The sequence below is a fragment of the Streptomyces sp. NPDC111516 genome, from assembly GCF_055635345.1.
On the sequence record NZ_JBVKBV010000006.1, the window covers coordinates 175790 to 201600 of the forward strand.

General features: G+C 69.8%; 23 protein-coding genes and 1 riboswitch. Of the genes, 14 read left to right on the forward strand and 9 right to left on the reverse strand.

All coding sequences use genetic code 11. From position 1 onward, the window contains the following. Positions 1-512: 512 nt before the first annotated feature. Positions 513-2123 carry an adenosine deaminase family protein gene (locus ACZ7L9_RS14805; RefSeq protein ID WP_471415484.1) on the forward strand — a complete coding sequence of 537 codons (1611 nt, stop codon included), beginning with the start codon at positions 513-515 and terminating at the stop codon, positions 2121-2123. Positions 2124-2270: 147 nt separating this feature from the next. Then, complete coding sequence (locus ACZ7L9_RS14810) at positions 2271-2978, forward strand: GntR family transcriptional regulator (RefSeq protein WP_471415697.1); 708 nt, start codon at positions 2271-2273, stop codon at positions 2976-2978. Here the strand turns inward: ACZ7L9_RS14810 and ACZ7L9_RS14815 are convergent. Beyond that, the gene (locus ACZ7L9_RS14815; RefSeq protein ID WP_471415487.1) at positions 2975-3643 is read right to left on the reverse strand and encodes an HAD family hydrolase; all 669 of its coding nucleotides are present in this window, start codon (positions 3641-3643) and stop codon (positions 2975-2977) included. The genes ACZ7L9_RS14810 and ACZ7L9_RS14815 overlap by 4 nt on opposite strands. 170 nt (positions 3644-3813) lie before the next feature. On the opposite strand from ACZ7L9_RS14815, the gene ACZ7L9_RS14820 reads away from it, so the two are divergent. The 6 genes from ACZ7L9_RS14820 (at position 3814) to ACZ7L9_RS14845 (ending at position 10052) form a co-directional block, all read left to right on the forward strand. Further along, complete coding sequence (locus tag ACZ7L9_RS14820) at positions 3814-4959, forward strand: ABC transporter substrate-binding protein (RefSeq protein WP_471415488.1); 1146 nt, start codon at positions 3814-3816, stop codon at positions 4957-4959. Then, positions 4959-5810, forward strand: coding sequence for an ABC transporter permease (locus ACZ7L9_RS14825; protein WP_471415490.1), 852 nt, complete (start codon positions 4959-4961; stop codon positions 5808-5810). Before ACZ7L9_RS14820 ends, ACZ7L9_RS14825 begins: the two co-directional genes overlap by 1 nt. Beyond that, positions 5795-6586, forward strand: a complete 792-nt coding sequence (locus tag ACZ7L9_RS14830) for an ABC transporter permease family protein (protein WP_471415491.1) — start codon at positions 5795-5797, stop codon at positions 6584-6586. The genes ACZ7L9_RS14825 and ACZ7L9_RS14830 overlap by 16 nt, the downstream gene beginning before the upstream one ends. Then, positions 6583-7671, forward strand: coding sequence for an ABC transporter ATP-binding protein (locus ACZ7L9_RS14835; protein ID WP_471415493.1), 1089 nt, complete (start codon positions 6583-6585; stop codon positions 7669-7671). Before ACZ7L9_RS14830 ends, ACZ7L9_RS14835 begins: the two co-directional genes overlap by 4 nt. Before the next feature lie 7 nt (positions 7672-7678). Beyond that, positions 7679-8524: an alkaline phosphatase family protein gene (locus ACZ7L9_RS14840; protein ID WP_471415494.1), complete on the forward strand. Its 846-nt coding sequence runs from the start codon at positions 7679-7681 to the stop codon at positions 8522-8524. A 286-nt stretch (positions 8525-8810) separates the two neighbouring features. After that, positions 8811-10052: a hypothetical protein gene (locus ACZ7L9_RS14845; RefSeq protein WP_471415496.1), complete on the forward strand. Its 1242-nt coding sequence runs from the start codon at positions 8811-8813 to the stop codon at positions 10050-10052. A gap of 118 nt (positions 10053-10170) precedes the next feature. Here the strand turns inward: ACZ7L9_RS14845 and groL are convergent, their stop codons facing one another. From groL to thrC, 4 genes are all read right to left on the reverse strand, one after another. Beyond that, positions 10171-11793 (reverse strand): chaperonin GroEL, encoded by a 1623-nt coding sequence (gene groL, locus ACZ7L9_RS14850; protein ID WP_358861679.1) that lies wholly within the window; start codon positions 11791-11793, stop codon positions 10171-10173. A 333-nt stretch (positions 11794-12126) separates the two neighbouring features. Then, positions 12127-12333, reverse strand: a complete 207-nt coding sequence (locus ACZ7L9_RS14855) for a cold-shock protein (protein ID WP_003967346.1) — start codon at positions 12331-12333, stop codon at positions 12127-12129. Between the two features lie 422 nt (positions 12334-12755). Then, the gene (locus ACZ7L9_RS14860; RefSeq protein WP_391745890.1) at positions 12756-13034 is read right to left on the reverse strand and encodes a MoaD/ThiS family protein; all 279 of its coding nucleotides are present in this window, start codon (positions 13032-13034) and stop codon (positions 12756-12758) included. 30 nt (positions 13035-13064) lie between these two features. After that, on the reverse strand, positions 13065-14366 hold the full coding sequence (gene thrC, locus ACZ7L9_RS14865; protein WP_471415498.1) for a threonine synthase: 1302 nt from the start codon (positions 14364-14366) through the stop codon (positions 13065-13067). 17 nt (positions 14367-14383) lie between these two features. Then, a riboswitch (SAM riboswitch) is annotated at positions 14384-14510 on the reverse strand. Positions 14511-14663: 153 nt separating this feature from the next. Between thrC and ACZ7L9_RS14870 the strand changes: the two genes are divergently transcribed. Next, a complete protein-coding gene (locus ACZ7L9_RS14870) occupies positions 14664-15614 on the forward strand; it encodes a glucosyl-3-phosphoglycerate synthase (RefSeq protein ID WP_471415698.1) in 951 nt (316 codons plus the stop codon). 62 nt (positions 15615-15676) lie between these two features. Beyond that, positions 15677-17068, forward strand: a complete 1392-nt coding sequence (locus ACZ7L9_RS14875) for an alpha,alpha-trehalose-phosphate synthase (UDP-forming) (protein ID WP_471415500.1) — start codon at positions 15677-15679, stop codon at positions 17066-17068. Positions 17069-17073: 5 nt separating this feature from the next. On the opposite strand, the gene otsB is transcribed toward ACZ7L9_RS14875, so the two are convergent. Beyond that, positions 17074-17952 carry a trehalose-phosphatase gene (gene otsB / locus ACZ7L9_RS14880; protein ID WP_471415502.1) on the reverse strand — a complete coding sequence of 293 codons (879 nt, stop codon included), beginning with the start codon at positions 17950-17952 and terminating at the stop codon, positions 17074-17076. 66 nt (positions 17953-18018) lie between these two features. Further along, positions 18019-18285, reverse strand: a complete 267-nt coding sequence (locus ACZ7L9_RS14885) for a DUF3263 domain-containing protein (RefSeq protein ID WP_471415504.1) — start codon at positions 18283-18285, stop codon at positions 18019-18021. A 206-nt stretch (positions 18286-18491) separates the two neighbouring features. Here ACZ7L9_RS14885 and ACZ7L9_RS14890 point away from each other — a divergent pair, with 206 nt between their 5' ends. From ACZ7L9_RS14890 to ACZ7L9_RS14905, 4 genes are all read left to right on the forward strand, one after another. Next, positions 18492-19424: an ROK family protein gene (locus tag ACZ7L9_RS14890; RefSeq protein ID WP_471415505.1), complete on the forward strand. Its 933-nt coding sequence runs from the start codon at positions 18492-18494 to the stop codon at positions 19422-19424. Continuing rightward, the gene (gene nagA, locus ACZ7L9_RS14895; RefSeq protein WP_471415507.1) at positions 19424-20578 is read left to right on the forward strand and encodes an N-acetylglucosamine-6-phosphate deacetylase; all 1155 of its coding nucleotides are present in this window, start codon (positions 19424-19426) and stop codon (positions 20576-20578) included. The genes ACZ7L9_RS14890 and nagA overlap by 1 nt, the downstream gene beginning before the upstream one ends. Before the next feature lie 163 nt (positions 20579-20741). Beyond that, positions 20742-21737: a 1-phosphofructokinase family hexose kinase gene (locus ACZ7L9_RS14900; RefSeq protein ID WP_471415508.1), complete on the forward strand. Its 996-nt coding sequence runs from the start codon at positions 20742-20744 to the stop codon at positions 21735-21737. 59 nt (positions 21738-21796) lie between these two features. Then, positions 21797-22648, forward strand: coding sequence for a class II fructose-bisphosphate aldolase (locus ACZ7L9_RS14905; protein WP_471415510.1), 852 nt, complete (start codon positions 21797-21799; stop codon positions 22646-22648). Between the two features lie 75 nt (positions 22649-22723). Here ACZ7L9_RS14905 and ACZ7L9_RS14910 read toward each other — a convergent pair whose 3' ends face one another. Both ACZ7L9_RS14910 and cdgB read right to left on the reverse strand, forming a co-directional pair. After that, on the reverse strand, positions 22724-23680 hold the full coding sequence (locus tag ACZ7L9_RS14910; RefSeq protein WP_471415512.1) for a carbohydrate-binding protein: 957 nt from the start codon (positions 23678-23680) through the stop codon (positions 22724-22726). A 151-nt stretch (positions 23681-23831) separates the two neighbouring features. Then, positions 23832-25475, reverse strand: a complete 1644-nt coding sequence (gene cdgB, locus ACZ7L9_RS14915) for a diguanylate cyclase CdgB (protein WP_471415514.1) — start codon at positions 25473-25475, stop codon at positions 23832-23834. Positions 25476-25811 lie beyond the last annotated feature (336 nt).

Genomic DNA, 25811 nt, shown 5'->3' on the forward strand with positions numbered 1-25811 from the left:
CCCGGACCACGGGGTTGTTCCCGGTACGTGCCGCCGGTCTTCGCACAAGTGGCGCGGCTTCTTCACCACGCAGCTGATATCCGGCAATCGCCACCGCACCGAGCCCCACAGCCCCGAGTGCAGCCCGACGGGACACCTTTGACACAGAGCACGCTCCGAGACCTGGACGCCAGGCCTCGTGCCTCACGCGTCGTGACGCGCTTGACCGGTGAACACCGAACTCCCTGCGTGCTTCCCGTCAGCGATCACTCATCGTATGGATGTGATGGCGAGGAAACGTGGATGCGGGGAAAATGTGATGGGCCGCACTTTGATGATTCGCCGGCTACATCGGGGCGAGACCCCGCAGCTGCTCACCGGTTTTGCGAACGTACGGTCAGCCTGGGCGGGCCACTGGTTGTCAAATAATCGGACTCTCGGCTCACGGGCCAGGCTCCTCGATCGGGTGAACGTTCCCGGCCACCAACGTGATTCGGGTCCCGAGCGACTCCTCAGAACGCAATCATTCGGCCGTGATCTCATCAAACCGGACGTCTCACCGTCCCAAGTCACTGCTCCCGGCCGGGCTCGGCGCACTCGCCGTGCTGACCCTGCTTCCGGCGATCCCGGCCACCGCCGCACCCGCGAAGGACTCCTCGTCGCGCGTCGCCGCGTACGCGTCGCCCCGCGTGGTGACAGCCGCCGAGCGCAGGACCTCCGCGTATCTCGACTCGTTGCGGAACAGGCCCGAGAGGCTGAAGTCCTTCTTCAGGGCGCTGCCCAAGGGGGGCGACCTCCACAACCACCTCTCCGGCGCGGTCACCACCGAGTACCTGATCAAGCTCGCGACCGAGAACGGCCTGTGCATCGACGCGACGATGACGGCGGTCGCGCCGCCCTGCGGACCGGGCACGAGGCCCGCAGCCGACGCGCGGACCGACGCCGCGTTCAAGCGGGAGATCATCCGGGCCTGGTCGATGCAGGACTTCCCGGCCGGTCAGTCCGGGCACGACCACTTCTTCGACACGTTCAACAAGTTCGGCATGGCGACCTGGTACGCCCGCGGCAAGATGCTCGCCAACGTGGCCAACACCGTCGTCGAACAGAACCAGTTCTATCTGGAGACCATGGTCTCCCCCGCGTCGGACAGCGCCAAGGCGCTTGCCGAGTCCGTGGGTTACGACGCCGACCTGGCGGCGTTCCACCGCAAGCTGCTGGCCGACGGGAAGCTCGACCGGGTCGTCGACGAGGCGGTGCAGGAGGCGGACGACAGCAACGTCCAGTTCCGCAAAGCCGCGCACTGCGACACCGCGCGCCCCGACCCGGGCTGCCGGCTCCCCGTCAGGTGGATCTCCCAGGTGTCCCGGGGCAGTTCCCCGGCACGGGTGTTCACGCAGATGGCGCTCGGCATGCGGCTGGCCGAGCGCGACCCGAGGTTCGTCGCCGTCAACCTCGTACAGCCCGAGGACTGGGACAGCTCGCTGGCCAACTACAGCCTCCAGATGCGGATGCTGAAGTACCTGCGCGGCCAGTATCCCGGCGCTCACCTCACCCTGCACGCCGGCGAGTTGGCCCCCGGATTGGTCAAGCCCGAGGACCTGACGTTCCACATCCGCGAGGCCGTGCTCGTCGCCGGAGCCGAACGCATCGGACACGGCGTGGACCTGGTCCACGAGGACGACTGGCGGCAGCTCGCCCGGACGATGGCACGGCGCAAGATCGCAGTCGAGGTGCCGTTCTCCAGCAACAAGCAGATCCTCGGTATCGCGGGCGCCGACCACCCGTTCAACGCGTACCGCCGCTACGGCGTTCCGGTGGTCCTGGCCACGGACGACCCGGGGGTCTCGCGGATCGACATCAGCCACGAGTACCAGTACGCGGCCAGGACGTACGGCCTGCGCTACACCGAACTGAAGGACCTGGCGCGCGCCTCGCTGGAGTACGCGTTCCGCAACGGCCGCAGCCTGTGGGCCACCGGCTCCGCCCCCTCCGGCTACCGCCTGGTCGCCGCCTGCAAGGGCAACCGGCCGGGCACCGCCCACCCGAGCGCCCGCTGCGCCCGCTACCTCGCCGACAACCCGAAGGCGGCGACCGAGTGGCGCCAGGAGACGGCCTTCGCCACGTTCGAGGCCCGTCACCGGTAACCGCGCACCGCACAGGTCAGCACACGTCAGGGCCCGGGGCTTGAGCCCCGGGCCCTGACGTCTGAGAAGCCACCCCGTGCCCGTGAGGCCCGTGATAAGCCCGTGCACGTTGCCGGGTAAAGTGCGGCTGTGACCTCGGATTCTTCAGTGCAGCGGATCGAGGACATCCTTCGTGCTCGGATCGTGTCGGGGCAGTACGCGTCAGGAGCGAGGCTTCCGGCAGAGCGTGAGCTGGCTGCGGATTTGAGTGTCAGTCGGATGACGCTGCGCCAAGCGGTGGAGTCGCTGCAGTTCCGGGGCCTTGTGAAGCGACGCCCTGGCCGTGCCGGGGGGACCTTCGTCTCCGCCGGGGCCCCGGTACTTGAACTCGCCTCCATGGTGGGCTTGGTCCAGCAGCTTGCCGTGGAGGGGGTCGAGGTCGTATCGAAAATCCTCGACGCGGAGAGTGTGCAGGCGTCGCCCGAGGTCGCGGCCGCGCTCGGGCTGGCGGTCGGGGACGAGGTGCATCATCTGTGGCGGCTTCGGTTCGCGGATGACGAGGCGGTCGCGATCGAGGATTCGTGGTTTCCGGGGGTGCTCCTGCCGGGGTTCCCTCTCTCGCGGATCACGGGTTCGGTGTATGCGGTGCTGGCAGAGAACGGTTCCGCGCCGGTCCGGAAGGTCGAGGACCTGCTGCCGGCTGTCACCTCGGTCGAGGAGCGGGAGCTGCTGGGCGTGGGTGCCCGTAATCCAGTACTGCGGGTGGTGCGTACCTCCTACCGGTCGGACGGCCGGGCGGTCGAGTACTCGCACGACGTCTATCGGACGGATGCCCTGCGCGTGCGCGTGACCAGCGGGACTGCGCCGGAGCTCTAACGGGCGAGCGCTGCGAGTTCGCCGACGGGGTAGGTGCCCTCGGGCGCGCTGTGCGCGAGCGGTCCGACGAGGATGCACGCCATGCCTGCGGCGTGTGCGGCGCCGATTCCCGCACGGGAGTCCTCGAAGACGACGGTGTGCTCAGGAGACACGCCCAGAAGGGCGGCTCCGCGCAGGAAGCCTTCCGGGCTCGGCTTTCCGACGGAGACGTCCTCGCAGCACACCGTGGCCTTGATGACGCGGTCCAGGCCGGTCGAGGCGAGGGCCGGTTCGAGGAGCCGCCGCATGGTCCCGGTGACCACGGCGACCTCGACGCCCGCCCGTGTCAGGGCCTCAACGAGTCGGACGTGCTCGGCAGGGATGCGCGGTCGTTCGGACACTTCGCGCGCGTAGGCCGCACACATGTGGTCGAGGATCCGGTCGGCGAGGCGCGCGTCGCCGCGCGAGAGCGCGGCGCAGATCTCGAGGTCGCTGATGCCTACGAAGCGACGCTCGTACTCGTCCCATCCCAACTCGATGCCGCACAGCTCCCTGGCCGCGTCCGCATACAGCAGCCCGACAAGGTCCTCATCGAGGGAGAGCGTGCCGTTGAAGTCGAACAGCACGCCGTGCGCCCCGCGGAGCACGGCGAGGGCGGCGTCGAGGTCGATGGTGGGGGCTGGCATGGGGCTCCTTCGCCTCTGAGGCCTGGCTGTGGCGCGAGCGAGCATAGCAGTTTTCGGTCTAGACCAAAGTTTGCCGGCTGTTCGCCTTGACAACGGCCACTGGTCACGGTCGGCGAACAGCATGGTGGCGGGCGATCAGCTCACCTTCCGTCCGAGAGAACGGCGTCACCATGTCCAAGCTGTCCGAGTTCAGCCCCTCCCGCCGCAGTCTGCTGCGCCTGTCCGCACTCGGCCTGGGGGCGGCCGCCATCGGATCACTTGCCGGGTGCTCCAGCGGCTCGTCCGCCGGTTCGCGGAAGACTGTCGGAACGTCCTTGGCCGAAATCACCGAGCTCGCGAAGAAGGAGGGCAAGGTCCAGCTCATCGCCCTGCCGGACACGTGGGCGAACTACAAGGGGCATCTGGAGAAGTTCCACGCCAAGTACGGCATCGCGACCCCTGTCGCGTCGCCGGACGCTTCTTCTGCGGAAGAGATCAAGGCCGTCAAGACCCTTCTCGGGCAGGCTTCCCAGCCGGACACGATCGACATCGGCTACTCCTTCACGAAGCCCGCGGCCGACCAGGGACTGATCGAGGCTTACAAGCCGAGCAACTTCGACAAGATCCCGGCCGGCCTCAAGGACCCGAACGGCCTGTGGGTCGGCGCCTACTACGGGGTGGTCTCGATCGGCGTCAACACCAAGACCACCCGGCGCCCGGCGAGTTTCGAGGATCTCAAGCGCCCCGAGTACAAGGGCAAGGTGGCGCTCCCGGGCGACCCGCGGACCGGCGCCGGCTCCATCGCCGCGGTGTTCGCCGCCGCCATTGCCTACGGCGGTTCGGCGGATGACATCACGCCCGGAATCGAATACTTCGCGGACCTCGCCAAGCGTGGCAACCTCGTGATCATCTCCGAGACGTCCACCGGGCTCGCCTCCGGACAGGCGGCCGTCGTCTTCGACTGGAACTACAACTTCACGGGCATGAGCGCCGAGATGAAGCGCAGCGGCGTGGACCTCGAATTCTTCGTCCCGGCCGAGGGCGTTTTCGGCACGTACTACGCGCAGCCCGTCACGAAGGCCTCGCCGCAGCCGAACGCGGCGCGCCTGTGGATCGATTGGCTCACGAGCGACGAGGGCTCCGAGCAGTTCGCCCTCGGTGGCGCGGTGCCCGCGCGCTTCACCGAGCTGGCGCAGGCCGGCAAGCTGTCCAAGGAAGCGCTGGCCGGCCTTCCGTCGCCGGAGATCCTCCGCAAGGTGTCGTTCCCGACCATCGAGCAGGGCCAGAAGGCCGCCAAGCTCGTGACCGACACCTGGGCTGCGAAGGTTCGGGTCTGATGGCGGGTACGAAGGCCGCAGCCCTCGGGCTGCGGCGCCCGGTCGTGGGCACCCTGCCCTATTTCGTATTCCTCATGGTGTTCCTGGCCCTGCCGGTCGGGGCGAATGTGCTCCAGGCATTCAACGTCTCCGGGGCGTGGTCGACCGAGTCGGTGGCCCGGGTCTTCGAGCCCCAGTACTTCGACGCTTTCGTCCTGACCACGAACCTGTCCCTGCTGACGGCTGTCGTCGGCGGCGCGGCCGGCCTCGTCCTTGCCTGGGCGCTGGTCGGGGCGGACCGTCCGCGGTGGCTGAAGAACCTGGTCATGTCCTATGCGGCCATGGCCTCGCAGTCCGGCGGCGTGCCGCTGGCGTTCTCCTTCATCGCCACGATCGGCGGGCAGGGTCTCCTGACCTGGCTGCTGCCCGGTCTGTTCCAGGGAATCCGCCTTGACTCGTTCCTGGCCGTCGCACTGGTCTACCTGTACTTCCAGATTCCGCTCATGGCTGTGCTGATGCTGCCCGCGCTCGCGGGCCTGCGCCGCGAATGGCACGAGGCCGCGACCACCCTTGGCGCCACCGGATGGAGGTACGCGAAGGACATCGCCCTGCCCGTGCTCGCCCCCTCGCTCGGCGGGGCCCTGCTGCTGCTCTTCGCCAACGCGTTCTCGTCGTACGCCACCGCGTACGCCCTGGCCGGCGGCAGCCTGAATCTCGTACCGCTGGTCATCGGGTTCTTCATCTCCGGGAACGTGATGATCGACGACTCGTTCGCAGCCGCCCTCGCCACGGTCATGATGCTCGTCATCGTGGTCGCGATGAGCGCGCGGGCGCTTCTCGAGCGAAGGAGCCGAGCATGGCTCAGCCACTGACGTCCCGCGGCCGGAGCGCGCTGCGCACCACAGTTCTGGCCGTCGCCCTCATCGGATTCCTCGTGCCCGTGGCCGGAGCCGCAGTCTTCGGGTTCACGGTTCCGGGCAAGTCCGGCGTGACGCTCGACAATCTCGCCACCATCTTCACCGCGGCGGGCGCCAGCGAGGCGCTGAGCACGACGGCGATGCTCGCCGTCCTGTCCACCCTCGCGACGCTCGGGCTGCTGCTGCCGACGCTGTTGGTCCTCCATCTGCACGGATCGGCCAAGCTGCGTCACCTGGCGGAGTCGCTCTCGCTGCTCCCGCTGGTGGTGCCCGCCGTGACGCTGGTCTCCGGGGCCGGGCTGTTCTTCCGAGCCACGATGCCCGGATTCCTGGTCTCGCCGCTCTCGCTGGTGCCGTTCTACGTGGTGCTGTGCCTGCCGCTGGCGTACCGCGCCCTCGACGCCCAGATGCGCTCGGGCAATCTGCCCACCCTCTGGGCGGCGAGCAGCTCGCTGGGCGCAGGAAGCCTCCGCACCCTGGTACGCGTCGTGCTGCCCCTCATGCGCACCGCGCTGCTGTCCGCCTCGCTCATGTGCATCGCGCTCGTGCTCAGTGAATTCGCCGTGGCCTCCCTCCTGCTGCACTTCACGCTCCCGGTCTACACCGTGCAGGCGGGCGCCGACTCTCCGCGGGGCGCCGCCGCCCTGTCCTTCCTGACCATGATGCTCACGTGGCTGCTCCTGTCGGGCATCTCGTGGCTCGCCCAACGACAGAAACGAACCGAAACATGAGTTCCCTCGATGCCCTTGGTGCGGCCCGCTCGGCGGGCACCGAAGCCCGTCCGGGGCACGTCTCGCTGGCCGCGGTCCGCAAGGCCTACGCCGGCCGGACCGTGCTCGACGACCTGAACCTGGACCTCGTCCAGGGCGAGATGGTGGCGCTGCTCGGCCCCTCGGGCTGCGGCAAGACCACCACCCTGCGGATCCTGGCCGGGCTGGAGCGGCCCGATGCCGGACGCGTCACCATCGCCGGCAGTGACGTGACCACGGCACCTGCGCGCTCACGCAACATCGGCGTCGTCTTCCAGAACTACTCACTCTTCCCCCACCTCTCCGCCCGCGAGAACGTCGCCTACGGGCTGCGCATCCGGCGCATGGACCGCCGCGAACGCGCACAACGGGCCGAGGAGCTCCTTGAGTTGGTCGGGCTCGCCGAGCACGGCGCCAAGTTTCCCCACCAGCTCTCCGGCGGGCAGCAGCAGCGTGTCGCCCTGGCCCGCGCCCTCGCGATCCAGCCCCAGCTGCTCCTGCTCGACGAGCCCCTCAGCGCCCTCGACGCGAGCGTCCGCGGGCGCCTGAGGGACGAGATCCGCCGGATCCAGCGCCAGGAGGGAATCACCACGCTGATGGTCACCCACGATCAGGAAGAGGCGCTCACCATGGCCGACCGGGTGGGAGTCATGCTCGACGGGCGCATCGAACAGCTGGCCACCTCCGAAACCCTCTACAACGAACCCGAGACACCGTTCGTCGCGCAGTTCGTCGGCGTCGTCAACCGCATCCAGGGACTGGTGGAGAACGGCCGGATCACCGTGCTCGGAGCCGGCCTCCAGATCGCCAACCGCGACCCCGTCACCTCGGCCCGGGCAACCGCCCTGATCCGCCCCGAGGACATCTCCGTGAAGCCCGCCGGAGCCGGGGATACCGCAGGAGTCGTCGTCGAGCACATCCTGCGCGGGCCCCTCAGCTCGCTCGTCGTACGCCAGGGCGCCCATGACCTCCGGGTCGACCTGGCCACGCCGACGGCCTGTTCCTACCCCGTGGGCACCCGCGTGGCCCTCGGCGTCACCCGCACCCGCACCATCGTAGAAAGCTGAACCACCCATGCCCACTCGATCGACATCGTCCCCTGCCCGAACCCGCGTCCTCCTGATCGGCATCGACGGACTCCGCTGGGACCTGTGCGCCGACTCACCTGCCGCTCCCACGCTCCGCGCCATGGCAGGCGAAGGACACCTGATGCCCATGACCATGGAAGTGCCGACCATCTCCGGACCGGGCTGGTCCTCGATCCTCACCGGGACCACCCACTCCCAACACGGCGTCCAGGACAACACCTTCATCGGCCACCGGCTCCACCACCACCCCGACCTGCTGTCGCGGGCCTACTACCAGGATCAGAACACCCGGACGTTCGCAGCGGCCGGATGGCCCCCGCTGGTCTCCCCGGACGACCTGGGCCCGGTCATCCACCAGCGCACGGAACAGCAGAAAGCCGGACTGCACACCGTCGTCGCCCGTGACGGCGAGGTGCACGGCTACATCCGGATCGACGCCGAAGTCGCCGACTTCTCAAGGGAAGCGCTCGCGTCCCAGCAGGCGCCGGACGTCTCGTTCGTCTACTTCTGCGACGTGGACGACGCCGGTCACATCTACGGCGCACTGACCGAGGAATACCAAGCGGCGCTCGGCCGCGTCGACCGTCACGTGGCCAGGCTCACCCACGCCGTACACGCCCGCGCGAACGAGCACGGGGAACACTGGCTCGTCGTGGTCGTAGCCGACCACGGCCACCGCGACGAAGGAGGCCACGGCGGCGACACCCCCGAGGAGCGCACCTCGTTCATCCTGCGCTGGTCGCCGACCCTGCCCCTGAGCGCATGGCCGGACGAGGTCGCCCCACACGAACTGCTCGACCTGATCCTCGCGGAACGGGAACTCGTCCGGTAAGCGGTCGGCGCCGAGCGCCCGGAAAGCTCGGAGCATCACCGCACGTTCGCGCGCCCGCGGGGATGCCTGATCGTTTGTGAGTGGCGGGTGGCGGCCTGGACTTCGACCCGCTCGATCCACGGGCGCTCGCCAAGGGCATAGGACGGGAGCCTCCCTCCCGAGCTCACCGGGTGTCCGAAACCGGCTCCCACCTGGGAGTGGTTTGATCCACTTTCCCCATTTGGTCGCTACGCTGCGTGTCCATCTCGGCGCACATCGTAACCAATCGACCGAAAGGGGACGCCCCATGTCCGAACCGACCCGCGAGCAAATCGTCTCGGAGCTCCACCGCAAGCCCGCCATCACCCTGGCCCCCGGCCCCCGCCTGGAAGCCGAGCCGCACGGTGCGCTCCCGTTGCCGCCCAGCACCGTGTGGGACCTGCCGGGCGGCACCGCGTGGGTCTACTACGGCGAGGGGAACCCGGGCCTCGTACGACCCGTGATCTTCGCCGACGGATTCAACACCGGGCCGAGCAGCCTGGACTTCTCCTGGGAGGTCATGGAGTTCGGCGACTACGCGCTCATCAGCGAACTGCGCCGCCGTGGACACGACGTCATCCTGCTCGGCTTCCACGAACGCAGTGCATCGATTCTGGACAACTCCGTCACCGCGCAGGCGGCAGTCATGCAGGCCGTCATGGAGCGGCAGGGCGACACACCGCTGGCCGTCGGCGGGTTCAGCATGGGCGGGCTCGTCACCCGGCACGCGCTGGCCAAGATGGAGAGCCGGCGCATCGACCACCAGACCGCGCTGTACTTCTCGTACGACAGCCCGCACCGCGGCGCCTGGATCCCGATCGCGCTCCAGGCGTTCGCGCACTACATCCGCGATCTCGACAGCCGGTTCTACGACCAGATCAACAGCCCCGCCGCGCGTCAGCTGCTGTGGCGGCACATCGCGAAGTGGGACGGGACGCCGGACCGGAGTGCCGAGCGCGCCGCGTTCCTCGCGGAGATGGCGGCCGTCGGCGAATGGCCGCGGCGGCCGCGGCTGATCGGTGTCGCCAACGGCGTGGCCGACGGCACCGGCACCGACGTGCGGGCGGGCGAACTGGCCCTGGAGGGCAAGGGCCTGTCGGTCGTCGGCACCAAGCTCTACACCCAGTCCCCCGGCGACGAGGAACTCGTCGCGAAGCTGCGGGTGGTGACGCTCAAGACCAACGAGGTGCATACGTCCGGACTCCCGTCGATCGATGGCGCACCCGGCGGCTCGCTGGAAGGCTTCGGCATCCTCGCCGACGCCTTCAACGCCCTCAACCCCATCCTCGGCTTCAAGACCGACGTACGTATCCGCTCGCACTGCTTCGTACCGGCGGTCAGCGCGGTCGACATCCGCGATCTGGACACGGACGAGGAGCTGTACGCGGACATCTCCTCGCTCCCGGAGGAGGAGAGCGGGCTGGACGAGTTCAAACTCGCGTCCCGCAACGAGGGGCACACCCTCGTGACGGAGGAACTCAGCACCTGGCTCCTCGACCGGCTGCCGTAACGACGACGGACCGCAACGGACTGCGACAGACACCGACGAAACGACATCGACCCCCGGGACCTGTCGGTCCCGGGGGTCGATGTGGCAGAGCTGTACAGGAACTACCGATCCGTCAGGATCAGAAGTCCATGTCACCGCCCGGCATGCCGCCCGGGGCGGCCGCGGCGGCCTTCTCCGGCTTGTCGGCGATGACGGCCTCGGTGGTGAGGAACAGCGCGGCGATGGACGCGGCGTTCTGCAGGGCGGAGCGCGTGACCTTCGCCGGGTCGAGAATGCCCTCGGCGATCATGTCGACGTACTCGCCGGTCGCGGCGTTCAGACCGTGGCCGACGGCCAGGTTGCGCACCTTCTCGACGACGACGCCGCCCTCAAGACCACCGTTGACGGCGATCTGCTTCAGCGGGGCCTCCAGCGCCAGCTTGACGGCGTTGGCGCCGGTCGCCTCGTCACCCGAGAGCTCCAGCTTCTCGAAGACGGCCGAGGCCTGGAGCAGAGCCACGCCACCACCGGCGACGATGCCCTCCTCGACGGCGGCCTTGGCGTTGCGCACCGCGTCCTCGATGCGGTGCTTGCGCTCCTTGAGCTCGACCTCGGTCGCGGCACCGGCCTTGATGACGGCCACGCCGCCGGCCAGCTTCGCGAGGCGCTCCTGGAGCTTCTCGCGGTCGTAGTCCGAGTCGGAGTTCTCGATCTCGGCACGGATCTGGTTGACGCGACCCTGGACCTGGTCGGTGTCACCGGCGCCGTCGACGATCGTCGTCTCGTCCTTGGTGATGACGACCTTGCGGGCGCGGCCGAGCAGGTCGAGACCGGCGTTCTCCAGCTTGAGGCCGACCTCCTCGGAGATGACGGTGCCACCGGTGAGGATGGCGATGTCGCCGAGCATGGCCTTGCGGCGGTCACCGAAGCCCGGGGCCTTGACGGCAACGGACTTGAAGGTGCCACGGATCTTGTTGACGACCAGGGTCGACAGGGCCTCGCCCTCGACGTCCTCGGCGATGATCAGCAGCGGCTTGCCGGACTGCATGACCTTCTCCAGCAGCGGAAGGAGGTCCTTCACGTTGCTGACCTTGGAGTTCACGATCAGGATGTACGGGTCGTCGAGCGACGACTCCATGCGCTCCATGTCCGTGGCGAAGTACGCCGAGATGTAGCCCTTGTCGAAGCGCATACCCTCGGTGAGCTCCAGCTCCAGACCGAAGGTCTGGGACTCCTCGACGGTGATGACGCCTTCCTTGCCGACCTTGTCCATGGCCTCGGCGATGAGCTCGCCGATCTGGGTGTCGGCGGCGGAGATGGAGGCGGTCGAAGCGATCTGCTCCTTGGTCTCCACGTCCTTGGCCTGCTCCAGGAGGGCGGCGGAGACGGCCTCGACGGCCTTCTCGATGCCCCGCTTGAGGGCCATCGGGTTGGCACCCGCGGCGACGTTGCGCAGGCCCTCGCGGACGAGAGCCTGGGCGAGAACGGTGGCGGTGGTCGTACCGTCGCCGGCGACGTCGTCCGTCTTCTTGGCGACCTCCTTGACCAGCTCCGCACCGATCTTCTCGTACGGGTCCTCCAGCTCGATCTCCTTGGCGATGGACACACCATCGTTGGTGATCGTGGGGGCGCCCCACTTCTTCTCAAGGACGACGTTGCGACCCTTGGGGCCAAGGGTGACCTTGACGGCGTCGGCGAGCTGGTTCATGCCGCGCTCGAGACCGCGCCGGGCCTCCTCGTCGAACGCGATGATCTTGGCCATGTGAAGTGGTCCTCCCGGACAGGGGTGGATTGCTCCGGACCGAGTGGCGCCCGCGACGGACGGCCTGCCTGACCGGTGGTTCCTTGCCCCACCGGACCTGCGGGCCTCACCGGCCCGGTCCAAGTTCTGTCACTCTCACCTGGAGAGTGCTAACGCCAATGATTAGCACTCGACCCCGGAGAGTGCAAGCGCCTTCGACGCGTCCGCCTCGGGATGTGGACAGCGACGACCGCCCTCGGACGGCCCCGGACGACACGGACGCACGGAGGGCCCGTACCCCAGGGGTACGGGCCCTCCGTGCGTGAGTAGTGTCGTTGGCCGACCGCGTCGAGCTCAGCCGACGGCGAGCTTGACCATGTCCGCCTGCGGCCCCTTCTGGCCCTGCGAGATCTCGAATTCAACTCGCTGACCCTCTTCGAGGGTGCGGTACCCGTCCATCTGGATCGCGCTGTAGTGGACGAAAACATCCGCACCACCGTCGACCGCGATGAAGCCGTACCCCTTCTCCGCGTTGAACCACTTGACGGTGCCCTGAGCCATGCCTAACTCCCCTATTACTGGCCCTTGCACAGGACCGCACTTCGCGGACCCGGGTCAGAACTCACCCTCCGACAGGAGAGGGTGCGTGCGCCGGAACGCGTCGACCGCGGCCGAATGTATCTGCCCAACTGCCCTCTGCAACAGGTCAATCGGACGAGAATTCTGGGCAGCACCGAACGCCCGAATATGAGGAATTCATACGGTTCCAGGGCAAGTCGGGCCGGGCAAAGGCGACTTATGGCGCAAGGGGATCGAGCACTTTGGCTGCTTCTTGTCGCGGCCGGGCGCATTCTCATATGCGGGCGGCACGGGCAGCTGGAGGGACTTCCCACACTGTACCGCGCTCAACCATGCAGAATTGCCCCCTCCGTTTCTCTCGCGGAGGGGGCAATTCCGGTGACGCGGTGAAGCCGGACGGGGGATCAGCAGCCGCCCGCGACCGCCGGGATGATCGAGATGCCGGCACCGTCCGGCGTGGCCGTCTCCAGGCCGCCCTCGAAGCGCACGTCGTCGTCGTTGACGTACACGTTCACGAAGCGGCGCAGCTTGCCCTGGTCGTCGAGGACGCGTGCGGCGATGCCCGGGTGGTTCTGCTCCAGGGACGCGATGACCTGGGAGAGGGTCGAGCCCTCGGCCGGGACCTCGGCCTGGCCGCCCGTGTAGGTGCGGAGGATGGTGGGGATACGGACCTTGACGCTCATGGTGGGTGCCCTTCCTGGAGTCTCGGGTGGTCAGCTGGTGGCGAGTCCGGCGGCGCGGAACGCGTCCAGGCTCGGGCGGATCGTGGCGGTCGCCTGCGAGGTGGCGGCCACCGCGTCCAGGGTCTTGAGGCCGTCACCCGTGTTGAGGACGACGGTGGTCAGCGCCGGGTCGATCAGACCGGCCTCGATCAGCTTCTTCGTGACGCCGACCGTCACGCCGCCCGCCGTCTCCGCGAAGATGCCCTCGGTGCGGGCGAGGAGCTTGATCGCGTCGACGACCTGCTCGTCGTCGACGTCCTCGACCGCGCCGCCGGTGCGGCGGGCGATGTCCAGGACGTACGGGCCGTCGGCCGGGTTGCCGATCGCCAGGGACTTGGCGATGGTGTTCGGCTTCTGGGGCCGTACGACGTCGTGACCGGCCTTGAAGGCGGTGGAGACCGGGGAGCAGCCCTCTGCCTGGGCGCCGAAGATCTTGTACGGCTTGTCCTCGACCAGGCCCAGCTTGATCAGCTCCTGGAGACCCTTGTCGATCTTCGTGAGCTGCGAGCCGGACGCGACCGGGATGACGATCTGGTCGGGCAGCCGCCAGCCGAGCTGCTCGCAGATCTCGTACGCCAGGGTCTTGGAGCCCTCGCCGTAGTAGGGGCGCAGGTTGACGTTGACGAAGCCCCAGCCCTCGCCGAGCGGGTCGCCGATGAGCTCCGAGCAGAAGCGGTTGACGTCGTCGTAGTTGCCCTCGATGCCGACCAGTTCACCGCCGTACACCGCGGCCATGACGACCTTGCCCTGCTCCAGGTCGTGCGGGATGAACACGCAGGAGCGGAAACCGGCGCGGGCGGCGGCGGCGCCCACCGCGCCGGCGAGGTTGCCGGTGGAGGAGCAGGAGAGGGTGGTGAAACCGAAGGCGCGGGCGGCCTCGACGGCGATGGCGACGACGCGGTCCTTGAAGGAGTGCGTCGGGTTGCCGGAGTCGTCCTTGACGTACAGACCGCCGGTGACACCGAGCTCACGGGCGAGGTTGTCGGCCTTGACCAGCTTGGTGAAGCCGGGGTTGATGTTGGGCTTGTCCGCGACATCGGCGGGGACCGGCAGCAGCGGCGCGTAACGCCAGATGTTGTCGGGTCCGGCCTCGATGCGCTTCTTCAGCTCGTCGGGGGAGCCGCTCGGCAGGTCGTACGCCACTTCGAGCGGCCCGAAACAGGACGCACAGGCGAAAATGGGACCGAGTTCGAAACGCTCGCCGCACTCGCGGCAGGAAAGCGCCGCGGCGGGGCCCAGATCGACAACCTCGGCGGAAGAGTCGGTGCTTACTGCAACAGTCTGCGCAGCCATGGAGGCGAGGCCCTTTCTCCTCATCTTCCTCGCGGCGCATTTCGCCACGAGACGGAATTGGCACCTTCCCCACCTGACCTCGCGGTCGGCAGGAGGGTTGCCGGGACTTCAACGGGCCGTTCCCTCAGTCCCTCTGGATGAGCGCTATGGCGCTGGATCTCCGATCCAGGCGTTTATTGGCGGACCGACCCCGACATGCGACGGCCGTCCGCGTTGTTCAAGACTGTAACCGAAGCTCCGGACGGTTGAGATAGTCGTCCGAACCGCGAGATGGATCACATGCAGGGAGTATCGACCGTGCTGGAAGAGGTCGAAAGCTGGCTGGCCAGGCGTTCCTGGTCGGCCGCCGACCGCCCGCTGGACCGGCTCCTCGCCGCCAAGGCCCGGGACCCGCGTCGCGGGAGCGTGAGTGTCGTGCTGCCCGCGCTGGACGAAGAGGCGACGGTCGGTGCGATCGTCGCGACGATCCGGCGCGAGCTGATGGAGAAGGTCCAGCTGGTCGACGAACTCGTGGTGATCGATTCCGGTTCCACGGACGCCACCGCGAAGGTGGCCCGGGAGGCCGGCGCACGAGTGGTGCACCGGGACGACATACTCCCCCGGATACCCGCCGTGCCCGGCAAGGGCGAGGTGCTCTGGCGGTCGCTCCTGGTGACCGGCGGGGACATCGTCTGCTTCGTGGACGCCGACCTGAAGGAATTCTCGGCCGACTTCGTCTCCGGCATCGTCGGCCCGCTGCTGACCGATCCGGACGTCCGGTTCGTCAAGGCGATGTACGACCGCCCGCTCGGTGACACAGCAGGTCAGGGCGGTCGCGTCACCGAGCTGGTGGCCCGTCCGCTGCTCAATCTGCACTGGCCGCAGCTGGCCGGCTTCGTCCAGCCGCTGGGCGGCGAGTACGCCGTACGCCGCTCCCTCCTCGAACAGCTGCCCTTCCCCGTGGGGTACGGAGTGGAGCTGGGCCTCCTGGTCGACGCGCTGCACACCGTGGGTCTGGACGCGCTGGCCCAGGTCGACGTGGGGGTGCGCAGGCACCGCCACCAGGACGGGCAGGCGCTCGGCCGGATGGCGGCGGCGATCTACCGGACCGCGCAACTCCGGCTGTCCCGCGGGCACCTGGTACGGCCTTCGCTCACCCAGTTCGAGCGCGGCGAGGACGGTTTCGTACCGCGCACCCATGCGGTGGACACCGAGGAGCGGCCTCCGATGCGTGAGATCGAGGAGTACGTTTCGCGCCGCGCGGCCTGACGTGGCCCGACTTCGCACGTTTGCACGTTTGGGCGGTCCGTGATCTGGCTAGATTCCGCAATATGGTCTCCGAGCACGAAGCCCAGTCCGCCGCCCAGGTCCTCGTCGCGTCCAATCGCGGCCCGGTGTCGTACACGCTGGGCACGGACGGATCACTCGACGCGAAGCGGGGCGGCGGCGGGCTCGTCTCCGGGCTGAGCGCCGTCAAGGAAAAGCTGTGGGTGTGCGCCGCGCTCGGTGACGGGGACCGGGAGGCGGTCCGGCGCGGGGTCGGTGAGCCCGGCGTACGGATGCTCGACATCGACGCGGCCGTCCACGCGGACGCGTACAACGGCATCGCGAATTCGGTGCTCTGGTTCGTCCACCACATGCTGTACCAGACCCCGCTGGAGCCGGTCTTCGACGCCGAGTTCCGGCGGCTGTGGGCGTCGTTCGAGACGTACAACCGGGCCTTCGCCGAGGCGCTCGCCGAGGAGGCGGGCCCCGGGGCGGCGGTGCTGGTTCAGGACTACCACCTGGCGCTGGTGCCCGGCATGCTCCGCGGCCTCCGCCCCGACCTGCGGATCGGCCACTTCTCGCACACCCCGTGGGCGCCCGTCGACTACTTCCGCCTGCTCCCCGACGACATCGCCGAGCAGCTGCTGCACGGCATCCTGGGCGCCGACCGGGCGGCCTTCCTGACCCGGCGCTGGGCGGATGCCTTCATCGGCTGCTGCACGGAGCTCCTGGGCGGCACCGGGCGGACCAGGATCGGGGTGCACGGGCTCGGGGCGGACGCCGACTTCCTGCGCCGCCGCGCGCACGAGGCGGACGTGGACGAGCGGATGGCGGCGCTGCGGGAGCAGATCGGCCCCGGGCGCAGGACGATCGTACGAGTGGACCGGACGGAACTGTCCAAGAACATCGTGCGCGGGCTGCTCGCCTACCGCACGCTCCTCGAGGAGCGGCCCGAATGGCGCGAGCGCGTCGTCCACGTCGCCTTCGCGTACCCCTCGCGGCAGGACCTGGCGGTGTACCGCGACTACACGGCCGAGGTGCGGCAGGTCGCCGACGACATCAACGCCGCGTACGGCACGGCGGGCTGGACGCCGGTCGTGCTCCACGTCAAGGACGACTTCGCCCGCTCGCTCGCCGCGTACCGGCTGGCCGACGTGGCGCTCGTCAACCCGATCCGCGACGGCATGAACCTGGTCGCCAAGGAGGTCCCTGTGGTCTCCGACCACGGCTGCGCGCTGGTGCTGTCGCGGGAGGCGGGGGCGTACGAGGAGCTGGGCAGCGACGCGGTCGTGGTGAACCCGTACGACGTGTCCGCGACGGCCGCGGCGCTGCACGAGGCGCTCACCATGGCGGACGACGAACGGGCGGCGCGCACGGAACGGCTGGCCGCGGCGGCGGTGGCGCTCCCGCCGCAGCAGTGGTTCCTCGATCAGCTGGACGCGCTGCGGCGGGAGTGAGCCGGTCAGATCCGTTCGGCCAGGGCCGCCAGGAAGCCGACAACGGCTCCGGGGCCGTTCAGCAGCAGATCCGCGCGTTCGGCCAGCTCGGGCACTTCCGCGCTGCCGCTGCAGACCAGGAGGCCGGGGATGCCGTCGGGGCCCTCGGCGCGGAGCTTCTCCACCGCGGCGTACGCGGCGAGGTCGCCCAGGTCGTCGCCCGCGTACAGGACGGACTCGGCGTCGGTCTCCCGCACGTACTGTGCGAGCGCCACGCCCTTGTCCATGCCCGGCGGGCGCAACTCCAGGACCAGGCGGCCCGGTTCGACGATCAGCCCGTGCCGGGCGGCGAGCTCGCCGAGGGGTTCGCGCAGGGCGTCGAACGCGGCCTGCGGGTCGGCGGCGCGGCGGGTGTGGACGGCGAGCGCCTGGCCCTTCTCCTCGATCCAGGCGCCGTGCCATGCGTCGAACCGGTCGAGCACGCCCGGGAGTTCGGCGCGGACCGCGGCGACGCCGGGGTGCGGGGCGGGGGTGCGGACGGTGCCGGACACGGCGTCCCAGCGTTCGGTGCCGTAGTGGCCGAGGACGACGAGGTGGTCCAGTCCCCGCACTCCGGCGAAGCCGCCGTGCCGGACCGCGACGCCCGCCGGGCGGCCGGTGATCACGGCGATGGACGCCACTTTCGGGGCGAGCGCGACGAGCGCGTCGACGGCTCCGGGGTGGGCGCGGGCCTGCTCCGGGTCCGGGACGATGTCGGCGAGGGTCCCGTCGAAGTCGACCGCGATGACGGCGCGGTCGGGGCGCGCGAGGATCGCGGCGAGGGCTTCTCGGCCGGGTGGGGTGGTGGGGGCGGGGAACTCGGACGGGGTTTCGCTCGGCGTGGGTGCGTGCGGGTTGCTGCCCATGGGGCGAGCCTATAGCGGGGCGCGGCGCCGGGGTGCCCTGTGGGCGTTCCCGGGGCGGAGTCCCGGTCAGCGCCGCCCCCGCCTCGCCTCCCGTACCCGGCGCAGGCGGTTCACCGTCACCGGGTCGGCCTCCAGGGCGCGGCGGTCGTCGAGGAGGGCGTTCAGCAACTGGTAGTAGCGCGTGGGCGAGATGCCGAGCTGTTCGCGGATCGCGCGGTCCTTCGCCCCGGGCCCGGCCCACGACTGCCGCTCGACGGAGAGCACAGCACGATCCCGGTCCGAGAGGCCGCCGGGGCCGTCCGTGGCGTCGGGGCCATTCGGGGGGGTGGTCATATCAGCCAACATATCGCCCGGCCGGGCGGGCGCCACCGGTTCGCCCTTGTGGGGCTTCCGAATGAGCCGCGATCCCCTCCCGGACGATCCCCGGAGGTCTACACCATCGGTGTGTCGCTTTCGCGGCGCGCCGATTTTGTATGGATGCGCAACAAACCCCAATAGTGGACTAGACCTTTTTGATTCCTCGGGCGAAACTGTTTCCCGTGAAACACGTCATCGCCCTCGATGTGGGCGGCACCGGAATGAAGGCCGCACTGGTCGGGGCCGACGGCACCCTGCTGCACGAGGCGCGGCGGGCGACCGGCAGAGAGCGCGGTCCCGACGCCGTCGTGGAGTCGATCCTCGCTTTCGCCGCGGCCCTGCGGGCGTACGGCGAGGAGCACTTCGGCGAGAGCGCCGTCGCGGCCGGTGTCGCCGTGCCCGGCATCGTCGACGCCGAGAACGGGATCGCGGTCTACGCCTCGAACCTGGGCTGGCGCGACGTACCCATGCGGGAACTGCTCGGCAAGCGGCTCGGCGGCGTCCCCGTCGCGCTCGGCCACGATGTGCGCACCGGCGGCCTCGCCGAGGGCCGGATCGGCGCCGGCAAGGACGCCGACCGCTTCCTCTTCGTACCGCTGGGCACCGGAATCGCCGGTGCCATCGGCATCGCGGGCACCATCGAGTCCGGCGCGCACGGGTACGCGGGCGAGATCGGCCACATCGTGGTCCGGCCGGACGGCCCGGACTGCGGCTGCGGCCAGCGCGGCTGCCTGGAGACCCTGGCATCCGCCGCCGCCGTGACCCGGGCCTGGGCCGCCGCGTCCGGCGATCCGACGGCGGACTCCGCGGACTGCGCGAAGGCCGTCGAGTCGGGCGACCCGACTGCCGTGGAGGTCTGGCGGAACGCCGTCGACGCGCTCGCCGCCGGGCTGGTCACGGCGCTGACCCTGCTCGATCCCCGCATGCTCATCATCGGTGGCGGACTCGCCGAGGCCGGGGAAACCTTGTTCACACCACTCCGTGCGGCCGTCGAGGAACGTGTCACGTTCCAGAAGCTGCCCCACATCGTCCCGGCGGCCCTCGGGGACACCGCCGGATGCCTGGGCGCAGGGCTGCTCGCCTGGGATCTTCTCTCCACGGAGGTATCCGCCTGATGGCCGGACGCGCAGACAGCACCGTTCTCACAGGTGCCCGGGTGGTGCTTCCCACCGGGACCGTCGAGGACGGCCGGGTGACCGTCGAAGGCACCCGGATCGCCGGCTCGACGCCGGAGGGCGCTCAGGCCATCGACCTGAGCGGCCACTGGGTGGTCCCCGGCTTCGTCGACATGCACAACCACGGCGGCGGCGGCGCGTCCTTCACCTCCGGCACCGTGGACGAGGTCCTCACCGGCATCCGCACCCACCGCGAGCACGGCACGACCACGCTGGTCGCCTCCACCGTCACCGGCGAGATGGACTTCCTCGCCCAGCGGGCCGGCATCCTCTCCGAGCTGGTCGAGCAGGGCGACCTGGCCGGCATCCACTTCGAGGGGCCGTTCATCTCGCCGTGCCGCAAGGGCGCGCACAGCGAGGATCTGCTGCGCCACCCGGACCCGGCCGAGGTCCGCAAGCTGATGGACGCGGCGCGCGGCACCGCGAAGATGTTCACGCTCGCCACCGAACTCCCGGGCGGCATCGAGTCGGTGCGGCTGCTCGCCGAGCACGGCGTCATCGCCGCGATCGGGCACACCGACGCCACGTACGAGCAGACCGTCGAGGCGATCGACGCGGGCGCCACCGTCGCCACGCACCTCTACAACGCGATGCCGCCGCTCGCCCACCGCGCACCCGGCCCGATCGCGGCGCTGCTGGAGGACGAGCGGATCACCGTCGAGCTGATCAACGACGGTACGCATCTGCACCCCGCCGCCCTGGAGCTGGCCTACCACCACGCGGGCGCCCACCGCGTCGCGCTGATCACCGACGCCATGGACGCGGCGGGCTTCGGCGACGGCCGCTACCAGCTCGGCCCGCTCGCCGTCGAGGTCAAGGACGGCGTAGCGCGGCTGGTGGAGGGCAACTCGATCGCGGGCTCCACGCTCACCCTGGACACCGCGTTCCACCGTGCCGTGACGATCGACAGGATCCCGGTCGGGGATGTCGTGCGGTCCATCTCAGCCAACCCGGCCCGGCTGCTCGGCGTCTACGACAGGGTCGGCTCGCTGGAACCGGGCAAGGACGCGGACCTGGTGGTCCTGGACGCGGACTTCACGCTCAAGGGCGTCATGCGCAAGGGCGAATGGATCATCGAGCCCCATATCGGTTGAGTTGACCCGCTATTGGCGGTGAGCCGAATACGTAACGAAGAGACGGCGGTTGGTCCGGAGGCCTGGGCCGACCACCACCTCTTTGGCATGATCGCCTCGGAAAGAGAAAGCGCATTCCAGCCACGGATTCGCGCTCGGAGCAGGGATCGAGGGAGCGGCCGCAGTGATCCTCACGGTCACACTGAATACGGCACTCGACCTGACGTACGGCGTCCCGGAGCTCGTCCCGCACGCCAGCCACCGCGTCAGCGACATAGCCGAACGGCCCGGCGGCAAGGGCCTCAACGTGGCCCGGGTGCTCTCCGCCCTCGGCCGGCCGACCGTGGTCACCGGCTTCGCCGGAGGCTCCACCGGAGCCGTACTGCGCGAACTGCTGGCGCAACTCCCACCGGGGGACACGACGGGAACGGACACCGAGGCCGCCGCCATCGCAACCGCCATACCCGTCCCCGCGCCGATCACCGACGCACTCGTCACCGTCGCCGGGAACACCCGTCGCACGATCGCCGTCGTCGACCGGGCCACCGGCGACACCACCCAGCTCAACGAACCCGGCCCGCTCGTCACCGCCGACGAATGGGCCGCCCTCCTCGGCCGGTACGAGGAGCTCCTCACCGGGGCCGACGCCGTCGCCCTCTGCGGCAGCCTGCCGCCCGGCATCCACGTCGGCGCCTACGCCGAACTGGTCCGGCTGGCCCGCACGGCGGGCGTCCCCGTGCTCCTGGACACCAGCGGCGAACCGCTGCGCCGCGGCATCGCCGCCCGCCCCGACCTGATCAAGCCCAACGCCGAGGAGCTCACCCAGCTCACCGGCTCCCGCGAACCGCTGCGCGCCACCCGCGACGCCCGCCGCCGCGGCGCGCACGGCGTCATCGCGTCACTGGGCCCGGACGGCATGCTGGCGGTCACCCCCGACGGCGTCTGGCGGGCGTCGCCGCCCGCCAGGGTCCTGGGCAATCCGACCGGGGCGGGCGACTCCGCGGTGGCGGGGCTGCTGTCCGGCCTCGTCGAGGGGCTGAGCTGGCCGGACCGGCTGCGGCGGGCGGTGGCACTGTCGACGGCGACCGTGCTCTCCCCGACGGCCGGTGACTTCGACCGCGCGGCGTACGAGGAGCTGCTGCCGGGCGTCGACGTCGAGGAACACACCGCGGCGGCCTGAGCCGCCACCCGTACCGGACCGCCCGACCGGTCCGTTCAGCAGAAGCAACAGGGGTCAGCATGCCGCTCGTCAGCACTGGTGAACTCGTCTCCGCCGCACAGGCCCAGGGACGCGGAATCGCCGCCTTCAATGTCATCACGCTGGAGCACGCGGAGGCGATCGCGGCCGGCGCCGAGCGCGCCGGAGCACCCGCCATCCTGCAGATCTCCGAGAACGCCGTGAAGTTCCACGGCGGCCGGCTCTCCGCGATCGCCGCCGCGGCCGCCGCCGTCGCCCGCGCCTCCGCCGCCCCCCTCGCACTCCACCTCGACCACGTCGAGTCCGTGGAGCTGCTGCACCAGGCGCACACGGAGGGCTTCGGATCGGTGATGTTCGACGCCTCCAAGCTCGGTTACGAGGAGAACGTGCGGGCCACGGCCGAGGCGGTGGCCTGGGGGCACGAGCGCGGCATCTGGATCGAGGCCGAGCTCGGCAAGGTCGGCGGCAAGGAGGGCGAGGCGCCGCTCGACGCCCATGCCCCGGGCGTCCGCACCGACCCGGCCGAGGCCGCCGCGTACGTCCGCGACACCGGTGTGGACGCGCTGGCCGTCGCGGTCGGCTCCTCGCACGCCATGACCGAGCGCACCGCCGCCCTGGACCACGCCCTGATCGGCCGGCTGCGCGACGCGGTCCCCGTCCCGCTGGTGCTGCACGGCTCCAGCGGCGTCCCGGACGAGGAGATCCGCCAGGCCGTCGCCTCCTCCGGCATGGTCAAGATCAACGTGGGCACGGCGCTGAACACCGCGTTCACCGGCGCGGTACGGGCGTACCTGGCCGAGAACACCACGGGTGTGGACCCGCGCAAGTACATCGCCCCGGGCCGCGAGGCGATGGCCGCGACGGTGGCGGGGTTCCTGAGCCTGATGGGCTGACCCGCTCCGCGCCCGGAAAACGGTCCGGCCCCCCTCGCCCGGAGGCAAGGGGGGCCGGAGTGCGTCCGGGGACGGTCAGCGCTTCACGTGACCGGCCTTCAGCGACAGCTGATCCAGGTTGGCGTCGCACTGGTCACCCTCGTTGCACGAGATCATGATCGTGTTCGGGCCCTTGTTGAGCTGGATCCAGGCGAACGTGGTCGTCCAGCCCTTCTCCAGGTCGCCCTCCGGCGCGTTCGCGAAATTCTTCATACTGATGGACCGGGGAGCCTCGGCATTGACCGTGAGGGACGTCTTGGCGTCCTTGCCCGGCACGCCGTACGTCACGAACAGCGTGTACGCACCCGCCTCCGGCACCTCGACCGACCAGGTCGCCGACCTGCCGACCTCGTTGAGGTTGATGTACTGGCCGTTGGCGCTCTCGGCGCCCTTGGTCGTGTTGTCCAGCTGGGCCGTACCGCCGAGCTTCAGCGTCGCCGCGTCCTGCTTCGGCAGCTCCGCCGGGGCCTCGGAGGACGTCTCGGACTGCTTCGGCTTCGGGGACTCCTCGACCTGACCTGCGGGACCGGCGGAGGTGGTGGCCTCGTCCTTCTTCTTGTCCTTCTTGCCGTTGTCCGTGAGCAGCGCCGCGCCGATGCCGATGAGCACGACCAGGACCACCGCGACCGCGCCGATCAGCAGGCCCTTGGTGTTCGGGCCGCCCTTGCCGGGACCGCCGGTGCGGCCGCGGCCGCCCTGCTGCGAAACCTGCGCGGTGGGGGCACCGGGGTACGTCTCCGGGGCGGCGTACTGCGCGTTCGGCTGGCCGTACGGCTGCTGGTGCGGCACCTGCTGCCCGTACTGGCGCTCACCGACGGTCCGCACCTGGTTGTACGAGGTCCGGGGCACCCCGGGCTGCGGGGCCGCCGGACCCGGGTAGCCGTAGCCGCCCGTTCGCGGCGGCTGGGCGCCCGCTGCCTGTCCGTCCTCATACAGATAGCCGAACGGATCGTCGTCCTCGGGCTTGTTTGCGCCGTTGTTCCCGGCCGTCATCCCTGGTCACTCCTCACCATGTCGCCAGCCGTCGCCGAATATCGCCAGCCGTGGCCGACCGGCCGAGCCTACCCCGAACGGACCGCACCAAGAATTGCCGTCGCCCGTCCCGGAATCGCCCCCGAGTAGCGGAGCAGCGCCGCCGTGAACGTCAGCCGGCCCTGCGGTGAACCTTCGACCGCGACCGCTTCTCCACGTACATCCGCTGGTCGGCGGAGCGCAGCACCTCTTCGGCCGTCATCCCGCAGGCGGCCCAGCCGATACCGAAACTCGCCCCGACGCGCACCGCCCGGCCGTCGACCCGAATGGGCGGAATGATGGCGTTACGCAGGCGTACGGCCAGGTCCGCGGCGTCCGCGGCACCGAGTCCGTCGGCGAGGACGACGAATTCGTCACCCCCGAGCCGGGCGACGGTGTCGCCGTCGCGGACACAGGTGGTGAGGCGGCGGGCGACCTCGATCAGTACGGCGTCACCGGTGTGGTGGCCGAAGCGGTCGTTGATGGACTTGAAGCCGTCGAGGTCGCAGAAGAGGACCGCGAGGCCCTTGGCGCCGTCGTCGTGCCCGGTGTCGGGTGCGACGGCGTGCACATGGTGGTCGTACGGGCCGGCGGGCGCCGGGTCCACGTCGTAGCCGTGCGTCCGCGTGTCCGGATCGTCGACGTCGCCGTACGCCGCGTCCAGCGCCTCGACCGCGGTGGTGGCCACGGAGTGCGGACGCTCGCAGAGCCGGGAGCTGAGCCGGGAGCGCAGCTCGGCGCTGTTGGGCAGGCCGGTGAGCGCGTCGTGCGAGGCACGGTGCGCGAGATGCAGCTCGTGGCGCTTGCGCTCCTCTATGTCCTCGACGTGGGTGAGCAGAAAGCGGGGACCGTCCGTGGTGTCGGCGACGACGGAGTTGCGCAGCGAGACCCAGAGGTAGGTGCCGTCCCGCCGCCCCAGCCGCAGCTCGGCGCGGCCGCCCTCGGCGGAGGTGCGCAGCAGGGTGCCGATGTCCTCGGGGTGGACGAGGTCGGCGAAGGAGTAGCGGCGCAGGACGGACGCGGGGCGGCCGAGCAGTCGGCACAGGGCGTCGTTGGTGCGCAGCAGCCGGCCGTGCTGGTCGCCGCCCATCTCGGCGATGGCCATGCCGCTGGGCGCGTACTCGAAGGCCTGACGGAAGGATTCCTCGCTGGCCCGCAGCGCCTGCTGCTCACGCTCCAGACGGACCAGGGCGCGCTGCATGTTTGCTCTCAGCCGGGCGTTGCTGATCGCAATGGCCGCCTGCGACGCGTACATCTGGAGGGCCTCACGGCCCCAGGCGCCGGGGCGGCGGCCGTTGCGCGGGCGGTCGACGGAGATGACGCCCAGGAGATCGAGGCCGCCGCCGGACGCATACATCGGGGCGTAGAGCCGGTCCTCGGGGTGCCACTCGTCCTCGAAACGGGGCTCGGGACCCTCGGTGTGCCACTGCGGTACGTCGTCGTCGAGGAGGACCCAGCCATCGGTGTGGGGTATGAAACGGAGCTCGTCCCAGGCCTCACCCATCGACAGCCTGCGCTCCCAGGAGCTGCGCGAGCCGACGCGGCCGGTGATCAGCGTTTCCGCTGCGCTGTTGCCGGCGAAGGAGGCGACGACGAGATCACCGTCGGGTCGGACGAGGTTCACGCAGGCAAGCTCGTAGCCGAGACCGGCGACGATTCCGTCGGCCACGGTCTGCAGTGTGTCGGCCAGGCTCCGCGCCGTGTTGAGATCGGCCACGGCCTGGTGCAGCTGCCGCATCGTCGCAAGACGGACGTACGGCTCCGACTCGGCCTCCATCGCTCGCACTCCCCGAGACCTCGACAGCACTCCAGGTTTCATATCGACGCACTTACCGCAGTGTCACGGTCACTGAATCACAGTGAGCTGTGCAGCCGGTACACAGGGTCAGCAAATATTGCGCTCTGTGACTCAAGTCACAACAGATGGTAAAGGAGTTCCGGCGGTGCGTGACTGCGGTCCGTCCTTTTCTTGAACGCAAATCCGGGCGTTGCAGTGCCGGTGCTGCGGCGCTCCGGGCCCGGAGTCCTAGGACCGGTCTGGTCCCCTGGCCCGATGCGACGGCGCGCCATCCGCGGCTAGCGTGCCGGATGTGTTGCAGACGAAGCCCCCCGC